This window comes from Vogesella amnigena, from assembly GCF_042648905.1.
Taxonomy (GTDB): Bacteria; Pseudomonadota; Gammaproteobacteria; order Burkholderiales; family Chromobacteriaceae; genus Vogesella; species Vogesella amnigena.
In genome coordinates, this window is the sequence record NZ_JBHRYH010000005.1 from 71083 (window position 1) to 87442 (window position 16360).

The window sequence follows — 16360 nt, forward strand, 5'->3', positions numbered from 1 at the left end:
AGGCATGAACGCCGCTTCAGCGGGGAGGATCCGGCGGCGGGCTACGCAGTGCCGCCAGCACCATCGCATCGTTGACCTCATCGAAATGGCGATAGAACTGGCCGACGGCGGAAAAATCCGCCGTAACCTGCAAGCACAGCACCTCATCAGCAACAGCCTGTACCCGCTGCAGCGTATCGGGTGGCGCCACCGGCACCGCGCACACCAGCCGGGCCGGATGCTTGCGCCGCAAGGCCTGCAGTGCGGCCAACATGGTGGCGCCGGTGGCCAGGCCGTCGTCGACCACGATCACCAGCCGGCCGCTTACCGGTATTGCCGGTTGCAGCGCGCTGTAGCTGGCACGGCGGCGGCGGATCACCGCCAGTTGCCGCTCGCGCTCTTCATCGACATAGGCGGCAGGCAGATCGTCGGCCAGCGCATCCAGCGAGACAACGCCGCTTTCATCCACCGCGCCGATAGCCAGCTCCGGCGACCACGGCGCGCCCAGTTTGCGTACCAGCACCACGTCCAGCTCGCCGCCCAGGCTGTCGGCAATCAGCCGCGCCATCGGCACGCCGCCACGCGGAATGCCCAGCAGCAGCGGTCGCTTGCCGCGATAGGCTGCCAGCGCCTCGGCCAGCTGGCTGGCCGCGTGTTCCCGGTCGACAAACATCCGCTACCTCCCGCTTTGTGTGCTCCGATGTTTCGTTATACCCGCTGCGGCGGCGGCTATCTAAGCGCGATGGCCCAGCAGAGTGGAAATGTTGGCCGCGCAGTCGCGCAGCTGGCGGGCCAGCTCGCCTTGCCAGTCCGGGTCGAACTCCGCCGCCGGCCCCAGGGTGGTGATCACCAGCGCCAGCTGACCACCGTTATCGAACACCGGCGCCGACAGCGCATTGATGCCGGCCAGCGGGTAACCCACCGCGCGCGCCATGCCGTGCGCGCGCACTTCGGCCAGCATGGCAGCCACGTCCGGGCGCTGCGTCGCCGGCTTGTGCGCCAGTTCCTGTTGCAGCAGCTCGGCGGTCAGGTGCGCCGGCAGGTAGGCAGCAAACACGCGGCCGGTGGCGGAATCCAGCAGCGACATCACGCTGCCGGTGCGCATATTGATATGCACGATGCGGTTGCATTCCTGGATGCGCACCACGGTAGGCCCGTGGTTGCCCCACACCGCCAGCGCCACGTTCTGCTGGCAAGTCAGCGCCAGCACCGCCGCCTGGTCGCTGGCCACCTTGATGGCATCCAGCTCGTGCAGTGCGGTCAGCCCCATCTGCAACGCGAAGCTGCCCAGCTTGTACAGGCCGGTGACGCTGTCCTGTTCGATCAGCCCCAGCTTGCCAAAGCTCACCAGGTAGGGGTGCGCCTTCGCCGGCGGCATACCGGCTTCGCGCGCCAGGTCTTTGAGCATCATCGGTGTGCCGAAGCGCACCAGGGTTTGCAGCAGCGCGCCGCCCACTTCAATGGACTGGATGCCGCGGCGAGTGTCTTTTTCGAGTTCCATGATCTGCATTGTTATGGCGGATTCGCGGGCCAGTGTAGCAGCCCTGTGACGATTACGTTATTCGTTAATAGCAAATCGATTGATCATTATCTAATCTTGACGTATGGTTCCACCCGCAGCCAGACCTGCACGCACCGGGAGACAACACCATGCTGATCAACAAAATCCACCACGTGGCCTATCGCTGCAAAGACGCGAAAGAAACCGTGGAGTGGTACGTAAAACACCTGGACATGAAATTCGTGCTCGCCATCGCCGAGAACGAAGTGCCGTCCACCAAGGCGCCGGACCCGTACATGCACGTGTTCCTGGATGCCGGCCAGGGCAATATCCTGGCCTTCTTCGAGCTGCCCACCCGCGCCGAGATGGGCCGCGACCCGAACACCCCGGCCTGGGTACAGCACCTGGCACTGGAGGTGGACAGCATGGACACGCTGCTGGCCACCAAGGCGCGGCTGCAGGCGGCAGGCATCGACGTGATCGGCCCCACCGACCACACCATTTTCCAGTCGATCTACTTCTTCGACCCGAACGGCCACCGCCTGGAGCTGGCCTGCAATACTGCCACCCCGAAAATGCTGCAGATGCTGGACGATGTGAAATGGGACATGCTCAACGAGTGGGCTGTCACCAAGAAGGCGCCGCAGCATGCGCGCTGGATGCACGACGGCAGCTACAAGGAGCAAAACTGACATGAAACTCGCCACCCTCAACCACGGCGGCCGTGACGGCACGCTGGTCGTCGTCAACCGCGCCCTGACCCACTACTGCACCGTGGGCCACATCGCCACCACCCTGCAGGCAGCGCTGGACAACTGGCATGACTGTGCGCCGCAGCTGCACGTGGTGTACGAGCAGCTCAACGCCGGCACTGCGGCCAACATGCAACCCTTCGACCAGCACCAGTGCGCCAGTCCGCTGCCACGCGCCTACCAGTGGGCCGACGGCTCCGCCTACATCAACCACGTGGAACTGGTACGCAAGGCGCGCGGCGCCGAGCTGCCGGCCAGCTTCCATACCGACCCGCTGATGTACCAGGGCGGCTCCGACCGCTTCATCGGCCCGCGCGACGAAATTGTTGCCGCCGAAAGCTGGGGCATCGACTTCGAAGCCGAGGTGGCGGTAGTCACTGGCGACGTGCCGCTGGGCGCCAGCGTGGAAGACTGCGCCCGCGCCATCCGACTGGTGATGCTGGTGAACGACGTGAGCCTGCGCAACCTGATTCCGAACGAACTGGCGAAGGGCTTCGGCTTCTTCCAGAGCAAGCCGGCATCGGCATTCTCGCCGGTGGCGGTAACCCCGGACGAGCTGGGCAGCGCCTGGCACGACAGCAAGCTGCACCTGCCGCTGACCGTGGCGCTGAACGGCACCGTGTTCGGCCAGCCCAATGCCGGCGTGGACATGACCTTCAACTTCGCGCAGCTGGTGGCACACGTGGCCAAGACCCGCGAGCTGGGTGCCGGCTCCATCATCGGCAGCGGCACGGTGTCCAACAAGCAGGGCGACCTGTGGGGCTCCAGCGTGGAAAACGGTGGCGTGGGCTACTGCTGCCTGGCCGAAGTGCGCATGTACGAAACCATCGAACAGGGCCAGCCGCGCACATCATTCATGAAACACGGCGACCGCGTGCACATCGAGATGTTCGACGCTTCCGGTCACAGCATTTTTGGCGCGATCGATAACACCGTGCGCGCCATCCCCGGCTAACAAGCCCTAGCCTGCGGCCAACGTTGGCCGCAGGCTGCAGTACACTGCTTCATCACACAACACCTGCCCCACCAGAGGAGAACACACATGCAGGCACCGGATACCCCGCTGTGGCAACCCAGCGCGTCGCGCATCGCCGCCAGCCACCTGGCCGCCTTCAGCAAGCTGGCCGCACTGGCCGACAATAGCGACTACCCGGACTATGCCAGCCTGTGGCAGGGCAGCGTCACCCAGCCCGGCCGCTTCTGGAACCATGTGTGGGACTATTGCGGTGTGGTGGGCGACAAGGGCAGCGTGGCACTGCAGCCGAACGCCAATATGCGCGAGGCGCGCTTCTTCCCCGAGGCCAGCCTCAACTACGCCGAGAACATGCTGAAACGCCGCGACGATTCGCTGGCAGTGGCGTTCTGGGGCGAAGACCAGGTCAAGCGCGAGCTGAGCTGGTGGGAGCTGAACGACCTGGTATCGCGCCTGCAGCAGGCGATGCGCGCGCACGGCATCCAGCCGGGCGACCGCGTGGCCGGCTACATGCCAAACATGCCGGAAACCCTGGCCGCCATGCTGGCCGCCGCCAGCCTGGGTGCGGTATGGACCAGCTGCTCGCCGGACTTCGGCACCGACGGCGCCATCGACCGCTTCGGCCAGACCGAGCCGCGCCTGCTGTTCTGCCCGGATGGCTACTTCTACAACGGCAAGCGCATCGACATCGCCGACAAGCTGCAGGTGATCATGGCCGGCCTGCCGACGGTGGAAAAACTCATCGTGGTGCCCTACACCGGCGACACCGACACCCTGGCCGCCAGCCTGCCACGCGCGCTGATGCTGGACGACTTCGTGGCCGGCCTGGTAGGCAGCCGGGTGGAATTCACCCGCGTGGCGTTCAACCACCCGCTGTTCATCCTGTATTCCAGCGGCACCACCGGCAAACCCAAGTGCATCGTGCATGGCCACGGCGGCACCCTGCTGCAGCACCTGAAGGAACACCAGCTGCACGCCGACATCCACAACGGCGACCGCCTGTTCTACTTCACCACCTGCGGCTGGATGATGTGGAACTGGCTGGTGTCCGGCCTCGCCAGCGGCGCCACGCTGATGCTGTTCGACGGCTCGCCGTTCGCCAAGAGCGGCCGCATTCTGTGGGAATACGCGCAGGCCTACCGCTGCAGCCATTTCGGTACTTCGGCCAAGTACATCGATGGCCTGCGCAAGATCGACCTGCAGCCTGGCCGCGACTACGACCTGAGCTGCCTGCGCGCGGTGTTCTCCACCGGCTCGCCGCTGGTGGCGGAAAGCTTCGACTGGGTGTACCAGGCGATCAAGGCCGATCTCAACCTGGCTTCCATCTCCGGCGGCACTGACATCGTGTCCTGCTTCGCGCTGGGCTGCGCCACGCTGCCGGTATACCGCGGCGAGCTGCAATGCCGCGGCCTGGGCATGGCGGTTGAAATCTGGAACGACGCCGGCAAGCCGGTTCGCGGCGAGAAGGGCGAACTGGTGTGCACCCAGCCGTTCCCGTCGATGCCGGTGGGCTTCTGGGGCGATGACAGTGGCGAGAAATACCGCAAGGCCTACTTCGAGCGCTATGCCGACACCTGGTGCCACGGCGACTATGCCGAGCTGACCGAACACGATGGCATGATCATCTATGGTCGCTCCGACGCAGTACTGAACCCGGGCGGCGTGCGCATCGGCACCGCCGAGATCTATCGCCAGGTGGAAACCTTCGACGAGGTGCTGGAGAGCATCGTGGTGGGTCAGCGCTGGCTGGATGACGAGCGCGTAGTGCTGTTCGTGAAGCTGCGCGAAGGCCGGGAGCTGGACAACGAACTGGTTGGCCGCATCAAGGACAAGATCAAGAATGGCGCCAGCCCGCGCCACGTGCCGGCCAAGATCATCGCCGTGGCCGACATCCCCAAGACCATCAGCGGCAAGATCGTGGAACTGGCGGTGAAGAACGTGATCCACAACGAGCCGGTGAACAACCTGACCGCACTGGCCAACCCGGACGCGCTGCAGCTGTTCGCCGACCTGCCACAGTTGCAGAGCTGAGCTTCGCGGCACGCAGGCAAAGGCCCCGCGCAATGCGGGGCCTTTTGCAGCAGGCTTCCCGCTACGGTACCGGTTAACGTCCCTTTCACCGGCAAAGCAGGTCGGAACCAGACAATTTTCAGCCAGGCATTGCATCGATAATGGTCTGATTCCTTACCAGACCAGCTGGAGCCTGTATGTCCGATTTCATCACCGTACTGCGTGAAACCTGCCCCACTCCGGTAGTGGATGCCACCAAGTGGAAGCGCATCGGCGGCGACCCGCACACCGTCAACCTGAATGCCTACCTGTCCAAGGACGGCAGCAAGATCATGGGCACCTGGATCTGCACGCCGGGCAAATTCGAGGTGAATTACGAAAAGTGGGAGTACTGCCACTTCCTTGACGGCTACTGCATCATCACCCCGGAAGGCGAGCAGCCGGTACACCTGAAAGCCGGCGATGTATTCGTGATCGAGCCGGGCATGAAAGGCACCTGGGAAGTGGTGGAGACGGTGCGCAAGTATTTCGTGTTTGCCTGAGGACGCTGCCGAGTCAGCCAGCGGCCCTTGTGCCTACCGTGACAAAGCCCTTTCGCTATGCGAAAGGGCTTTGTATTAGCAACAACAGCAAGGCTGCCGATACCAGCAGCTGGCGCGGCGCGGCCTTGCTCACTCCGGCTTTTGCAGCAGCACGTACTGCTCGTGCTTGTCGCGTGCGCGGCTGCCCTGCCAGCGCACTTGCCAGCCATCAGGGTTGGCCGCACCGGCCTGCGGGTCACGCACCAGCAGCCACAGCTGGCACGGTACCGGCTGCCCGGAAGCAAACGGGCGTAGCTGCAGCTTGCCGTAATATGCCCAACTGATGCGGGCCATGGTCTGCTGCTGTTCCACCGCCACGCACTGGTCGCCTGTCGGCAGCGCGCGCAGCATGCCGGCCACCACCGGCTGGTAACTCTTGGCCGCATCCAGGAATGGCAGCCACAGCGTCAGCAGCAGGCCCCAGAACAGCGTAAGCCCCGCCGCCCAGTTGGTCACCGCCTGGCGGCCACGCAAATGGCGGCGCGTTACCGCCCACAGCCACAGCGCGGTAGCCACCAGCGCCAGCACCACGGCCAGTGCCGAGACCTGCGGTATGTAGTAGGGGCTGAAGTACTCGGCGCGGCGAGCGAGCCGTTCCGGCCAGCCAAAGTTCATCGCCGCCCAGCCCAGCCACACCAGCAGGGCAAAGAAGCCGAATGCCATCAGCCCGAACCAGTTGAGGAAGGCAGCGGCGCCGCGACGCAGGCTGTCCAGCTCCACCGCCCCCAGCAGGGCCAGCGGCAGCAGCAGCACCATGGCGTCCTCGCTCTGGCTGCGGCTGGAGAAGGTCAGCAACAGCAGCAGCACCAGGAAGCACAGCAGCGGCAGCTGCAGCATGGGCAGCTCGTAGCGGCGATTCTTCCACAGCGCCCATGCGGCCAACGGCCACGCCGGCCAGGCATACCACAGCACCAGCTTGGGGTAGTAACCAAACTCGTGGAACAGCCCGACCCGGCCAAAACCCTGCAACGGCCCCAGTGCATACGCCTGCCACCACAGGCCGAACACCTGCGGGTAGTTCTTGTACAGCGCCCACGGCCATACCAGCAGCAGCGGCAAGGCAAACAACAGCGCCATCAACAGGGTGATGCCATAGTTGCGGTTGCGCCAGGCGCTGAAGGCCGGCAGGCACATGGCGACACTGGCGATCAGCAGTAGCTGCAGCAGGTTGGTGGACAGGAAGATCACCACCATGGCGGCGCCCAGCAGCGCACCGGCAATGGCCGGCGCCCGCCAGGTAAGCACCAGCGCGTACAGTGCGGCGGCAAAGCCGGCAAAGCCCGCCACCACCGGGTTCATTTCGTGGCCGGTAACAATCAGCCCCAGGCTGCCGATCAGGATCAGCACCACGCTGCGGCCGTGGCGCCGACCTACCAGCTCGCGCCCCAGGCCGCCGGCAAAGGCCAGCGCCAGCGCCATGAACAGCGGCGTGGCCAGGCGGGCGGCATCGTGCAGCGGCAGCAGCCACGGCGACAGCAGTTTCACCAGCACCGCTGCCACCCAGTAATACAGTGGCGCATGCTCCAGGTAGGGCTGCCCGACCACGCTGGGCAACAGCCAGTGGCCACCGGCCACGAAGTGCTGCACCACGGCGGTAACATAGGGTTCGTCCGGCTTCCACGGCGTATGGCCGAAAATGCCCGGCCACAGCCAGACAAAGGCCAGCAACAGCAGCAGCCAGGGTTTTTCGGTGGGCCGCGCTTCGCTATGGCTGTGAGGGGAGTAAGTCAGCATGAACCTGCCAGCCTGATAAAAACGTCATGTTAACGATACATGCCTCATGCACCCAGCGGGCATGAGGCAACTGCCATTGGCAACGCGCGCGTCAGGCGGCTTACAGCGCCTCGCCGCGCAGGCGCAGCTGCAGCCGGGCCAGCGCCACTTTCATGTCCACCCGACGCTTGCGCAGCGAATTGCGCAGCTTGTTGCGACGGCGCTGACGCTTGTGCTCCGGCGCGGCCTGCAGGCGCTTGAGTTCGTTCTCGTCCCAATGGTGCGCGGCGCAGCTTGCAGCCAGCGTTGCCACCGCGGTGTCCGCCGGCTGGGCATCGAAAAAGCGCGCCAGATACAGCGGCGCCTCGTAACTGTAGTTCCAGTAATGGTGCAACGCATCGCCCAGCGGCAGCATCTGGTAGCGGCTGCAGGCCACCAGCGACAGCGCGAATTGCTCTACCCAGTTGCGTGGCACCACGCGGGTGAACAGGTAGTCGTTCACTCGCAGCACATCGTCGAAGAACGCGGTACTGCCCGGCGGCACGCCGATAGCGCCGGCATTCCACATCAGCAGCTTGTCCACCGACTTCACCCCCAGCGGCAGCAGAGACTGTGCCTGCTGGCTGACAAAACGGTGGTAGTCCGGGAAGAACTCCGGCGAGAACGCGCCTTCCGGCACGTGCATGCAGCATACCGGCTGCGCGGCATCCGCTTGCGACAGGCGGGCGAACAGCGCGTCCGGCAGGCTCAGCCAGCGGGTATCGCAATCCACGTACAGCAGCGCGCCATCCAGCTCCAGCGTGGCGCGGCGCAGCACCTGCAGCTTGATGCGGTGCACGTAGTCGAAGCGGCCGCGATAGCCGGCCATTTCGGCGGCGGTCAGCGGCATGGTCTGAATCAGCGGATGCGATGGCACGCTGCCGGTGTCATCGGTATACACCACGATGCGGATATCGCTGCGCTGCGCCTGCAGCAACAGATGCAACAGGGTCAGCACCGAAAAACGGGTCTGATCGTAGTACTTGCGACCACCATGCGACAGATAGACAACGTTGACCGGCATGTTCAGGCTCCGGGGAAATGACAAGTGGCCACCTCGCAAACCTCCAGCTTTCGTCGCGACACTGCGTTGCTCACGAAAAATTTCTCCTTACATATCAACCATATGCTGCGTCGAAATTTTTCGCTCGCGCCTTGTTTCGCTTAGAAATCCGGGGTTTTCGAGGCGCCAAAATGCGATGGCTGCATGCGCAAAAAAGGCAGCCGAAGCTGCCTTTGGATAGCATCCTGCAAGCCGGGATTAACGCTTGAAGAAACCGCCGAACTTCTGGTTGAAGCGATCAACGCGACCAGCGGTATCAACGATCTTCTGCTTGCCGGTGTAGAACGGGTGGCACTGGGAGCAAACTTCGATGTGGAAGTTTTCTTTGCCCATGGTGGACTTGGTTACGAACTGGTTGCCGCAGGAGCAGGTAACCTGAACGTCTTTGTAGTTCGGCTGAATGGCAGCTTGCATGATTTTTCCTTGGTAAACACGGGTACAGGGGTTTTGCCTGTACTTCTTGAAACACGCGATTATCCCGGCATTAACCAGGCTTGGCAAGGGGCGGCGGCCAAATCCGCTATCGCCCTCCCCCGTTCAGATGCAAAAACCTCAGGCGCGGCGCCAGGTAGTGCCGGCGGCGCTGTCTTCCAGCACGATGCCGGCCGCGGTCAGCTCGTCGCGGATGCGATCGGACTCGGCCCAGTTCTTGGCCACGCGCGCATCCTTGCGCGCCTGGATCAGCGCTTCCACCTGCTCGGCGCTAAGGCCATCGCTGCCGGCCTCGCCCTGCAGGAAGGCTTCCGGGTCACGCTGCAACAGGCCCAGCACGCCGCCCAGATCTTTCAGCAAGCGTGCCAGCGCCAGGTCGCCACTCTTGTTCACTTCGCCGGCCAGCTCGAACAGCACCGCCACCGCTTCCGAGGTGCCGAAGTCGTCGTCCATCGCCGCCTTGAAGCGCGCCGCGTACGGGTTGCTCCAGTCGATGCCGGTGGAAGCCGGCAGTTCCAGGCCGCGCAGCGCGGTGTACAGCCGGGTCAGGCCCTGCTTGGCGTCGTTGAGGATGCCATCGGTGAAGTTCACCGGGCTGCGGTAGTGGCTGCGCACGATGAAGAAGCGGATCACCTCGCCATCGAAATGGCCCAGCACGTCGCGGATGGTGAAGAAGTTGCCCAGGCTCTTGGACATTTTCTCGCCATCGACATTGATGAAGCCGTTATGCATCCAGTAATTCACGTACTGCTGCCCGTGCGCGCCCTCGCTCTGGGCGATTTCGTTTTCGTGGTGCGGGAACTGCAGGTCCTCGCCGCCGCCGTGGATGTCGAAATGCTCGCCCAGGTGATGACAGCTCATCGCCGAGCACTCGATATGCCAGCCCGGGCGGCCGGCGCCCCACGGGCTTTGCCACTGCGGCTCGCCCGGCTTGGCGGCTTTCCACAGCACGAAGTCGTGCGCATCGCGCTTGTTCGGGTCCACCTCGATACGCTCGCCGGCGCGCAGGCTCTCCAGCGTCTTGCCGGACAGCTTGCCGTAGCCGGGGAACTCGCGCACCGCGTAGTACACGTCACCGTTGGCCGCAGGATAGGCCTTGCCACGGGAAATCAGCTTGCTGATGATGTCCTGCATGCCGCCGATATGCTGGGTGGCGCGCGGCTCGAACGTAGGCGGCAACAGGCCCAGCGCATTGGTATCGGCGTGCATGTCGGCGATGGTTTCTTCCACCAGCGCCTCGGGGCTGATGCCGCGCTCGGCGGAGCGCTTGATGATCTTGTCGTCGATATCGGTGATATTGCGCACATAGGTCACCTCGTAACCGGAGGCGGCGAACCAGCGATAGATCACGTCGAAGGCGGTCAGCATGCGGGCATGACCGATGTGACACAGGTCGTAAACGGTCATGCCACACACGTACATCTTTACCTTGCCGGGTGCTATGGGGTTGAATGCTTCTTTTTGGCGGGTCAGTGTGTTGTAGAGATTGAGCATGGCAGGGGTATGGCCGTTCGTGGTCGACAAAGCGCCATTGTAGCAAACCCGTCAAGCCCGCCACAGCCGGCAACGGAACAGTTTGTCGCGACAACACTCAATGCCTGTTTCCCGAGCACGGCACATAAGGAGAAATGATGGATTGGAGTCAGGAACTCGTCGGCAGCACCATCTGGCTGGGCAAGGCGCTGGCCATCACGCTGCTGGTCAGCGCGGCCAGTATCTGGCTGCTGACCCGCTTCAGCACCTGGGGGCGCCAGTTCTGGCGGCTGGCAGGTGATTTTTTCATTCCGGCCAGAAACGGCTGGCGGCCGCTCTTGACCACCCTGCTGATTCTGGTGATCACCCTGGCCGGGGTGCGTGTCAGCGTACTGTTCTCCAACTGGTACAACGGCATGTACACCGCCTTGCAGCAGGTGAACGCCAAGCTGTTCTGGGCATCGATGTGGGGCTTCGCGGTGCTGGCATCGGTACATGTTGGCCGCGCGCTGCTGGAGTACTACCTGCAGCAGGCCTTCGTGATCCGCTGGCGCGAGTGGCTGAACGAACGCATGCTGCAGCGCTGGCTGAACCAGCAGGCCTATTACCGTACCGCCCACCTGGCCACCCCTACCGATAACCCGGATCAGCGTATCCAGCAGGACATCGCCAGCTTCGTGTCCAGCTCGCTGTCGCTGTCCATGGGGGTGATCGACGCCCTGGTATCCACCTTCGAATTCACCCTGATCCTGTGGGGGCTGTCCGGCGTGCTGACGCTGTTCGGGGTGGATATCCCGCGCGGCATGGTGTTCGTGGTCTACCTGTACGTGATCGTGGCTACCTTTCTAGCGTTCCGCATCGGCAAACCGTTGATCCGCCTGAATTTCCTGAATGAAAAACTGGGCGCCGACTATCGTTACTCGCTGATCCGCCTGCGCGAATACGGCGAGAGCGTGGCGTTCTACCGTGGCGAGGCGGTGGAAGGCCGCACCCTGCGCCACCGCTTTGGCAATGTGATCGATAACCTGTGGCAGATCGTGTTCCGGAGCCTGAAGTTCAACGGCTTCAACTTCATCGTCAGCCAGACCGCCGCGGTGTTTCCGTTCCTGATCCAGGCCAAGCGCTTCTTTGCCAAGCAGATCTCGCTGGGCGACATGGTGCAGACCGCACAGGCCTTCGGCCAGCTGCAGGGAAACCTGTCGTTCTTCCGCAGCGCCTACGACAGCTTTGCCGAGTACAAGGCGGTGCTGGATCGTCTTACCGGCTTCCTCGACGCAGTGGAAGCCGCTGCAAGGCTGCCACAGCCGACGCACACCCGCTGCGACCAGGGGTTGCAGCTGCAGGATCTGAATGTGCGCCGCCCGGACCAGCAACCGCTGCTCAGCGGTCTGAACCTGAGTATGGATGCCGGCGAGGCCTTGCTGATCCGCGGCCCGTCCGGCAGCGGCAAGACCACGCTGCTGCGTGCCATCGCCGGGCTGTGGCCACATTGCGATGGCCAGATGCAGCACCCGGACGCCAGCCAGCTGCTGTTCCTGTCCCAGCGCCCATACCTGCCGCTGGGCACGCTGCGCGATGCGCTGTATTACCCCACTCCTGCCAGCGGCAACGATGCCGATGCCATCGCCGCGCTGCAGGCGGTACACCTGGGCCATCTGGCCGCCAAGCTGGACGTGGAGGCCGACTGGAGCCATACCCTGTCGCTGGGCGAGCAGCAGCGGCTGGCGTTTGGCCGCCTGCTGCTGGCATCGCCGCGCGTAGCCTTCCTCGACGAAGCCACATCGGCAATGGACGAGGGGCTGGAAGACACGCTGTACCGGCTGCTGCGCCAGCGCCTGCCGTATACCACCCTGGTCAGCGTCGGCCATCGCAGCTCGCTGCTGGCACACCACGACCGCCAGCTGCAGTTGCAAGGTGGTGGTGGCTGGCAGCTGCAAGCCAGCTAAGCGGCGCCGGGCCGTGGCGTTTCGCGCCGCCAGCGGCCCGGTGAATATTCACTGCCAACCCGAGGCCGCCATGCCAGGCCACAACCGTCAACGCCACATGCGGGCATGGCCAACACCCTCTGCCTGCCGGTTGGCAGCACAAGGGCAATCCGGTAGCATCCGGTGTTCGCATTCGCTTGAAACAGAATGAATGTCAGCCAGCTAAGCAGGCAGCATTGCCGAGGCATTTGGCAATTGCCAGCCGGCTGACGCATAGTGAATCCATTGCCGTGCATACCCGGGAGATAGCAGGCTCATGAACGTAGGTATCGGTTACGCCATTGCCTTGGTGTGTATTTTTGGCGCCTACATCATTCACGGCGGCAACATGACCGTGATCATCCATGCGCTGCCCACCGAATTGCTGGCCATTTTCGGCGGCTCGCTGGGCGCTTTCGTGGTGACCAACCAGGGCAAGACGCTGAAAGCGGTAAAGGCCGCCCTGCCCACGCTGTTCAAAGGTTCGCGCTACACCAAGGAGCGCTATATGGACCTGCTGGGCATGCTGTTCGAGATCCTGGTGAAGATCCGCAAGGAAGGCCTGATGTCGGTGGAGAAGGATGTCGACGATCCGCACAGCAGCCCGGTGTTCTCCAAGTACGAGAAGATCTCCAGCGACCACCATGTGATGGACTTCATCACCGACTACCTGCGCATCATGGTATCCGGCAACCTCAATGCCATGGAAATCGAGAACCTGATGGATATCGAAATCGAGACCCATCACCACGAAGGCCACGCCCCGGCCGCCGCCATCACCCGTCTGGGCGATGCGCTGCCGGCATTCGGTATTGTGGCGGCGGTGCTTGGGGTGGTGAACACCATGGGCTCGGTAGGCCAGCCACCAGCGGTGCTGGGCGGCATGATCGGCTCGGCACTGGTGGGTACCTTCCTAGGTATTCTGCTGGCCTATGCCTTCGTCGGCCCGCTGGGCACGCTGCTGGAACAGAAGCTGGACGAAAGCAGCAAGGAGTTCCAGTGCATCAAGACCGTGCTGCTGGCCAGCATGCAGGGCTATGCGCCGCAAACGGCGGTGGAATTCGGCCGCAAGGTGCTGTACTCCACCGAACGCCCGAGCTTCGCCGAGCTGGAACAAAGCATCAAGGGCAAGAAGTAATCTGGCAGATTTCTCCCCTTCCAAGGCGCCCCTCGCGGGCGCCTTTGCTTTTGCTGCTGGCCGCATTGACAGCCTCGCCGCTGGCTTCTTTAATGGGCACCCCTCCCCGCACGGACAGCCCATGACTCCCTTGCTACACGACTGGCAGCCACGCCTTGTCGAGCTGGCGCGCCACCATGCCGGCGATGATGGCGCCCATGACCTGAATCACCTGCAACGCGTGTGGCGCACCGCGCAGCAGCTGCTTGCCCGCTATCCACAGGCCGATGCGCTGGTGGTAATGGCCGCCTGCTATTTGCACGACCTGGTCAACCTGCCGAAAAACCACCCCGAACGCGCACTGGCCTCGCGCCAGGCCGCAGCGCTGGCCAGCCGCGAGCTGGCAGCGCTGGGCTTTCCGGCAGACAAGCTGGCGGCCACCGCGCACGCCATCGAGGCGCACAGCTTTTCCGCCGGCATCACGCCGCAAACGCTGGAAGCGCAGATCGTGCAAGATGCCGACCGCCTGGATGCGCTGGGCGCGGTGGGGCTGGCGCGGCTGTTCTACACTGCCGGACGCATGAACAGCCAGCTGGCGCACCCGGACGATGCGCTGGCTGCCAGCCGCGCACTGGACGACCGCGAATACGCGCTCGACCACATCGCCGTCAAACTCGCTACCCTGCCGGCCAGCATGCAGACCGAAGCCGGCAAGGCGCTGGGCGAGGCACGTCTGGCCAGGCTGTACCAGTTCCGCGACGACTTTGTCGCGGAATGGGGCGATTAGGCCGTTTGCGGCCAACCTTTACCGCCACGGCGCACAAGCCACATAGAGGGCTGCCGCGGCGGTGTTTACCCACAACACCTGACAGAGCAATATGGACATTCAGAACCTGATCGACAGCATCGCGCACGATGTTGCCCCCTATCTGGCCCAGGGCCGGCCAGCCGACTACATTCCGGCACTGGCCCAGGAAAGCCCGCAGCAATTCGCCATGGCGGTAGCCACACTGGATGGCGGCCTGTACGCCACCGGCCTTGCCGATAAACGTTTTTCCATCCAGAGCATCTCCAAGGCCTTCATGCTGGCGCACACTCTGCAGCGCCACGGCGAAGCCTTGTGGCAGCGGGTGGGCAAGGAGCCGTCCGGCAATCCGTTCAACTCGCTGGTGCAGCTGGAATACGAACACGGCATCCCGCGCAACCCGTTCATCAATGCCGGCGCGCTGGTGGTGACCGATATCGCCATCAGCGAATTCGGCGACAGCAGCAGCGCGCTGCGCAGCCTGCTGCGCGAGGAAAGCGGCGAGCCGGCCATCGACTTCGACTACGTGATTGCCGCCTCCGAGGCCGAGCACGGCCACCGCAACGCCGCGCTGGGCCACTTCATGAAAAGCTGCAACAACATCAACGGTGGCGTCGACCAGCTGCTGGCGCACTATTTCCGCGCCTGCAGCATCCGCATGAACGTGCGCGAACTGGCACGCGCCGGCCTGTTCCTGGCCAATCACGGTGCCTCGCCGGTAAGCGGCCAGCAGCGCCTGAGCCGCAGCCAGGCCAAGCAGATCAACGCCATCATGCTCACCTGCGGTACCTACGACGCCGCCGGCGAATTCGCCTACCGCGTCGGCCTGCCGTGCAAGAGCGGCGTGGGCGGCGGCATCCTGGCGATTCTGCCCGGCAAGATGAGCATCGCGGTATGGAGCCCGGGGCTGGACGCACGCGGCAACTCGCTGGCCGGGCTGGAGGCGCTGGACCGCTTTACCACCCGCAGCGGCGAGTCGGTGTTCTAGGCGCCGCGAACAAAACCCCTGATCCTGCGTTGCGCCTCCTTGCCGTACTAATTGTACTGTCTGCGTCGGCGCGCCTTGGCTCAGGTACGCTACGCGGTTTTGTTAGCAGCGCTAGACTCCAGGGTTGGCCGCATGCGGCCAACCCTGGCACCCAAACGCAAAAAAGCCTGCATCGCGTGATGCAGGCTTTTTGTTTGCCGGGCAGGAAAAACGATCAGTCGTCCAGCACTGCGGAGGTGTACACCTCCTGTACATCGTCCAGGTCTTCCAGGGCGTCCAGCAGCTTCTGCATGCGCACCGCGTCGTCGCCAGTCAGCTCGGTTTCGTTCTGCGGGCGCATGGTGACTTCGCCACCCTCGGCCTTGAAGCCGGCGGCTTCCAGCGCCGCCTTGATCAGCGGGAACTCGTACGGCGGGGTCAGCACTTCCAGCGAACCGTCGTCGTTGGTGATCACGTCATCGGCGCCGGCTTCCAGTGCCGCTTCCATCAGCGCGTCTTCATCCACGCCCGGAGCGTACAGCAGTGCGCCGCAGTGGGTGAACTGGAACGCCACGCAACCGTCGGTGCCCATATTGCCGCCGTACTTGGAGAAGGCATGGCGCACGTCGGCCACGGTACGAGTCTTGTTATCGGTCAGGCAGTCCACCATCACCGCCGCGCCGCCGATGCCGTAACCCTCGTAACGGCACTCCAGGTAGTCCACGCCTTCCAGGGTGCCGGCGCCGCGGTCGATGGCACGCTGGATGTTGTCCTTGGGCATGTTGGCATCCCAGGCCTTGTCCACCGCCAGACGCAGGCGCGGGTTGGAGTCGATGTCGGCGCCGCCCATCTTGGCGGCAACGGTGATTTCCTTGATCAGGCGGGTAAAGATCTTGCCGCGCTTGGCGTCGGCGCGTTCCTTCTTGTGCTTAATGTTCGCCCATTTGCTGTGGCCAGCCATAAAAGCCTCGGTATATCAGTGGTTTGCGAC

15 protein-coding genes are annotated in these 16360 nt (G+C 63.8%); 8 read left to right on the top strand and 7 right to left on the bottom strand.

Features of this window, described 5'->3' with window-relative positions; all coding sequences use genetic code 11:
* Positions 1–16: 16 nt before the first annotated feature.
* Both ACFOKJ_RS02100 and ACFOKJ_RS02105 read right to left on the bottom strand, forming a co-directional pair.
* A complete protein-coding gene (locus ACFOKJ_RS02100; protein WP_390276340.1) occupies positions 17–652 on the bottom strand; it encodes a phosphoribosyltransferase in 636 nt (211 codons plus the stop codon).
* 60 nt (positions 653–712) lie between these two features.
* Complete coding sequence (locus ACFOKJ_RS02105; protein WP_390276341.1) at positions 713–1480, bottom strand: IclR family transcriptional regulator; 768 nt, start codon at positions 1478–1480, stop codon at positions 713–715.
* Between the two features lie 149 nt (positions 1481–1629).
* Between ACFOKJ_RS02105 and ACFOKJ_RS02110 the strand changes: the two genes are divergently transcribed.
* The 4 genes from ACFOKJ_RS02110 to ACFOKJ_RS02125 all read left to right on the top strand — a co-directional run bounded on the left by ACFOKJ_RS02110 (position 1630) and on the right by ACFOKJ_RS02125 (position 5757).
* Positions 1630–2172: a VOC family protein gene (locus tag ACFOKJ_RS02110; RefSeq protein WP_390276342.1), complete on the top strand. Its 543-nt coding sequence runs from the start codon at positions 1630–1632 to the stop codon at positions 2170–2172.
* 1 nt (position 2173) lies between these two features.
* The gene (locus ACFOKJ_RS02115) at positions 2174–3187 is read left to right on the top strand and encodes a fumarylacetoacetate hydrolase family protein (protein WP_390276343.1); all 1014 of its coding nucleotides are present in this window, start codon (positions 2174–2176) and stop codon (positions 3185–3187) included.
* Between the two features lie 87 nt (positions 3188–3274).
* On the top strand, positions 3275–5236 hold the full coding sequence (locus ACFOKJ_RS02120) for an acetoacetate--CoA ligase (RefSeq protein ID WP_390276344.1): 1962 nt from the start codon (positions 3275–3277) through the stop codon (positions 5234–5236).
* 176 nt (positions 5237–5412) lie between these two features.
* Entirely contained in the window at positions 5413–5757 is a 345-nt protein-coding gene (locus tag ACFOKJ_RS02125) for a cupin domain-containing protein (RefSeq protein WP_008954152.1), read from the top strand.
* Positions 5758–5886: 129 nt separating this feature from the next.
* Here ACFOKJ_RS02125 and ACFOKJ_RS02130 read toward each other — a convergent pair whose 3' ends face one another.
* The 4 genes from ACFOKJ_RS02130 to cysS all read right to left on the bottom strand — a co-directional run bounded on the left by ACFOKJ_RS02130 (position 5887) and on the right by cysS (position 10537).
* Positions 5887–7530, bottom strand: a complete 1644-nt coding sequence (locus ACFOKJ_RS02130; RefSeq protein ID WP_390276345.1) for an ArnT family glycosyltransferase — start codon at positions 7528–7530, stop codon at positions 5887–5889.
* 100 nt (positions 7531–7630) lie between these two features.
* Positions 7631–8572 carry a hypothetical protein gene (locus ACFOKJ_RS02135; protein ID WP_390276346.1) on the bottom strand — a complete coding sequence of 314 codons (942 nt, stop codon included), beginning with the start codon at positions 8570–8572 and terminating at the stop codon, positions 7631–7633.
* A gap of 237 nt (positions 8573–8809) precedes the next feature.
* The gene (gene rpmE / locus ACFOKJ_RS02140; protein WP_390276347.1) at positions 8810–9025 is read right to left on the bottom strand and encodes a 50S ribosomal protein L31; all 216 of its coding nucleotides are present in this window, start codon (positions 9023–9025) and stop codon (positions 8810–8812) included.
* A 138-nt stretch (positions 9026–9163) separates the two neighbouring features.
* Positions 9164–10537 carry a cysteine--tRNA ligase gene (gene cysS / locus ACFOKJ_RS02145; RefSeq protein WP_390276348.1) on the bottom strand — a complete coding sequence of 458 codons (1374 nt, stop codon included), beginning with the start codon at positions 10535–10537 and terminating at the stop codon, positions 9164–9166.
* A gap of 134 nt (positions 10538–10671) precedes the next feature.
* On the opposite strand from cysS, the gene ACFOKJ_RS02150 reads away from it, so the two are divergent.
* From ACFOKJ_RS02150 to ACFOKJ_RS02165, 4 genes are all read left to right on the top strand, one after another.
* Positions 10672–12462, top strand: coding sequence for an ABC transporter ATP-binding protein/permease (locus ACFOKJ_RS02150; RefSeq protein WP_390276349.1), 1791 nt, complete (start codon positions 10672–10674; stop codon positions 12460–12462).
* 295 nt (positions 12463–12757) lie between these two features.
* Positions 12758–13618: a flagellar motor stator protein MotA gene (motA, locus tag ACFOKJ_RS02155; RefSeq protein ID WP_390276350.1), complete on the top strand. Its 861-nt coding sequence runs from the start codon at positions 12758–12760 to the stop codon at positions 13616–13618.
* Between the two features lie 121 nt (positions 13619–13739).
* Positions 13740–14384: an HD domain-containing protein gene (locus ACFOKJ_RS02160; protein ID WP_390276351.1), complete on the top strand. Its 645-nt coding sequence runs from the start codon at positions 13740–13742 to the stop codon at positions 14382–14384.
* 91 nt (positions 14385–14475) lie between these two features.
* On the top strand, positions 14476–15390 hold the full coding sequence (locus ACFOKJ_RS02165; RefSeq protein ID WP_390276352.1) for a glutaminase: 915 nt from the start codon (positions 14476–14478) through the stop codon (positions 15388–15390).
* 214 nt (positions 15391–15604) lie between these two features.
* On the opposite strand, the gene ACFOKJ_RS02170 is transcribed toward ACFOKJ_RS02165, so the two are convergent.
* Positions 15605–16330, bottom strand: coding sequence for a YebC/PmpR family DNA-binding transcriptional regulator (locus tag ACFOKJ_RS02170; protein WP_390276353.1), 726 nt, complete (start codon positions 16328–16330; stop codon positions 15605–15607).
* Positions 16331–16360 lie beyond the last annotated feature (30 nt).

Excerpts from the sequence above, each read along its gene's own strand:
- ACFOKJ_RS02100 (WP_390276340.1), bottom strand. The coding sequence starts at position 652 with ATGTTTGTCGACCGGGAACACGCGGCCAGCCAGCTGGCCGAGGCGCTG.
- ACFOKJ_RS02105 (WP_390276341.1), bottom strand. The coding sequence starts at position 1,480 with ATGGAACTCGAAAAAGACACTCGCCGCGGCATCCAGTCCATTGAAGTG.
- ACFOKJ_RS02110 (WP_390276342.1), top strand. The coding sequence starts at position 1,630 with ATGCTGATCAACAAAATCCACCACGTGGCCTATCGCTGCAAAGACGCG.
- ACFOKJ_RS02115 (WP_390276343.1), top strand. The coding sequence starts at position 2,174 with ATGAAACTCGCCACCCTCAACCACGGCGGCCGTGACGGCACGCTGGTC.
- ACFOKJ_RS02120 (WP_390276344.1), top strand. The coding sequence starts at position 3,275 with ATGCAGGCACCGGATACCCCGCTGTGGCAACCCAGCGCGTCGCGCATC.
- ACFOKJ_RS02125 (WP_008954152.1), top strand. The coding sequence starts at position 5,413 with ATGTCCGATTTCATCACCGTACTGCGTGAAACCTGCCCCACTCCGGTA.
- ACFOKJ_RS02130 (WP_390276345.1), bottom strand. The coding sequence starts at position 7,530 with ATGCTGACTTACTCCCCTCACAGCCATAGCGAAGCGCGGCCCACCGAA.
- ACFOKJ_RS02135 (WP_390276346.1), bottom strand. The coding sequence starts at position 8,572 with ATGCCGGTCAACGTTGTCTATCTGTCGCATGGTGGTCGCAAGTACTAC.
- rpmE (WP_390276347.1), bottom strand. The coding sequence starts at position 9,025 with ATGCAAGCTGCCATTCAGCCGAACTACAAAGACGTTCAGGTTACCTGC.
- cysS (WP_390276348.1), bottom strand. The coding sequence starts at position 10,537 with ATGCTCAATCTCTACAACACACTGACCCGCCAAAAAGAAGCATTCAAC.
- ACFOKJ_RS02150 (WP_390276349.1), top strand. The coding sequence starts at position 10,672 with ATGATGGATTGGAGTCAGGAACTCGTCGGCAGCACCATCTGGCTGGGC.
- motA (WP_390276350.1), top strand. The coding sequence starts at position 12,758 with ATGAACGTAGGTATCGGTTACGCCATTGCCTTGGTGTGTATTTTTGGC.
- ACFOKJ_RS02160 (WP_390276351.1), top strand. The coding sequence starts at position 13,740 with ATGACTCCCTTGCTACACGACTGGCAGCCACGCCTTGTCGAGCTGGCG.
- ACFOKJ_RS02165 (WP_390276352.1), top strand. The coding sequence starts at position 14,476 with ATGGACATTCAGAACCTGATCGACAGCATCGCGCACGATGTTGCCCCC.
- ACFOKJ_RS02170 (WP_390276353.1), bottom strand. The coding sequence starts at position 16,330 with ATGGCTGGCCACAGCAAATGGGCGAACATTAAGCACAAGAAGGAACGC.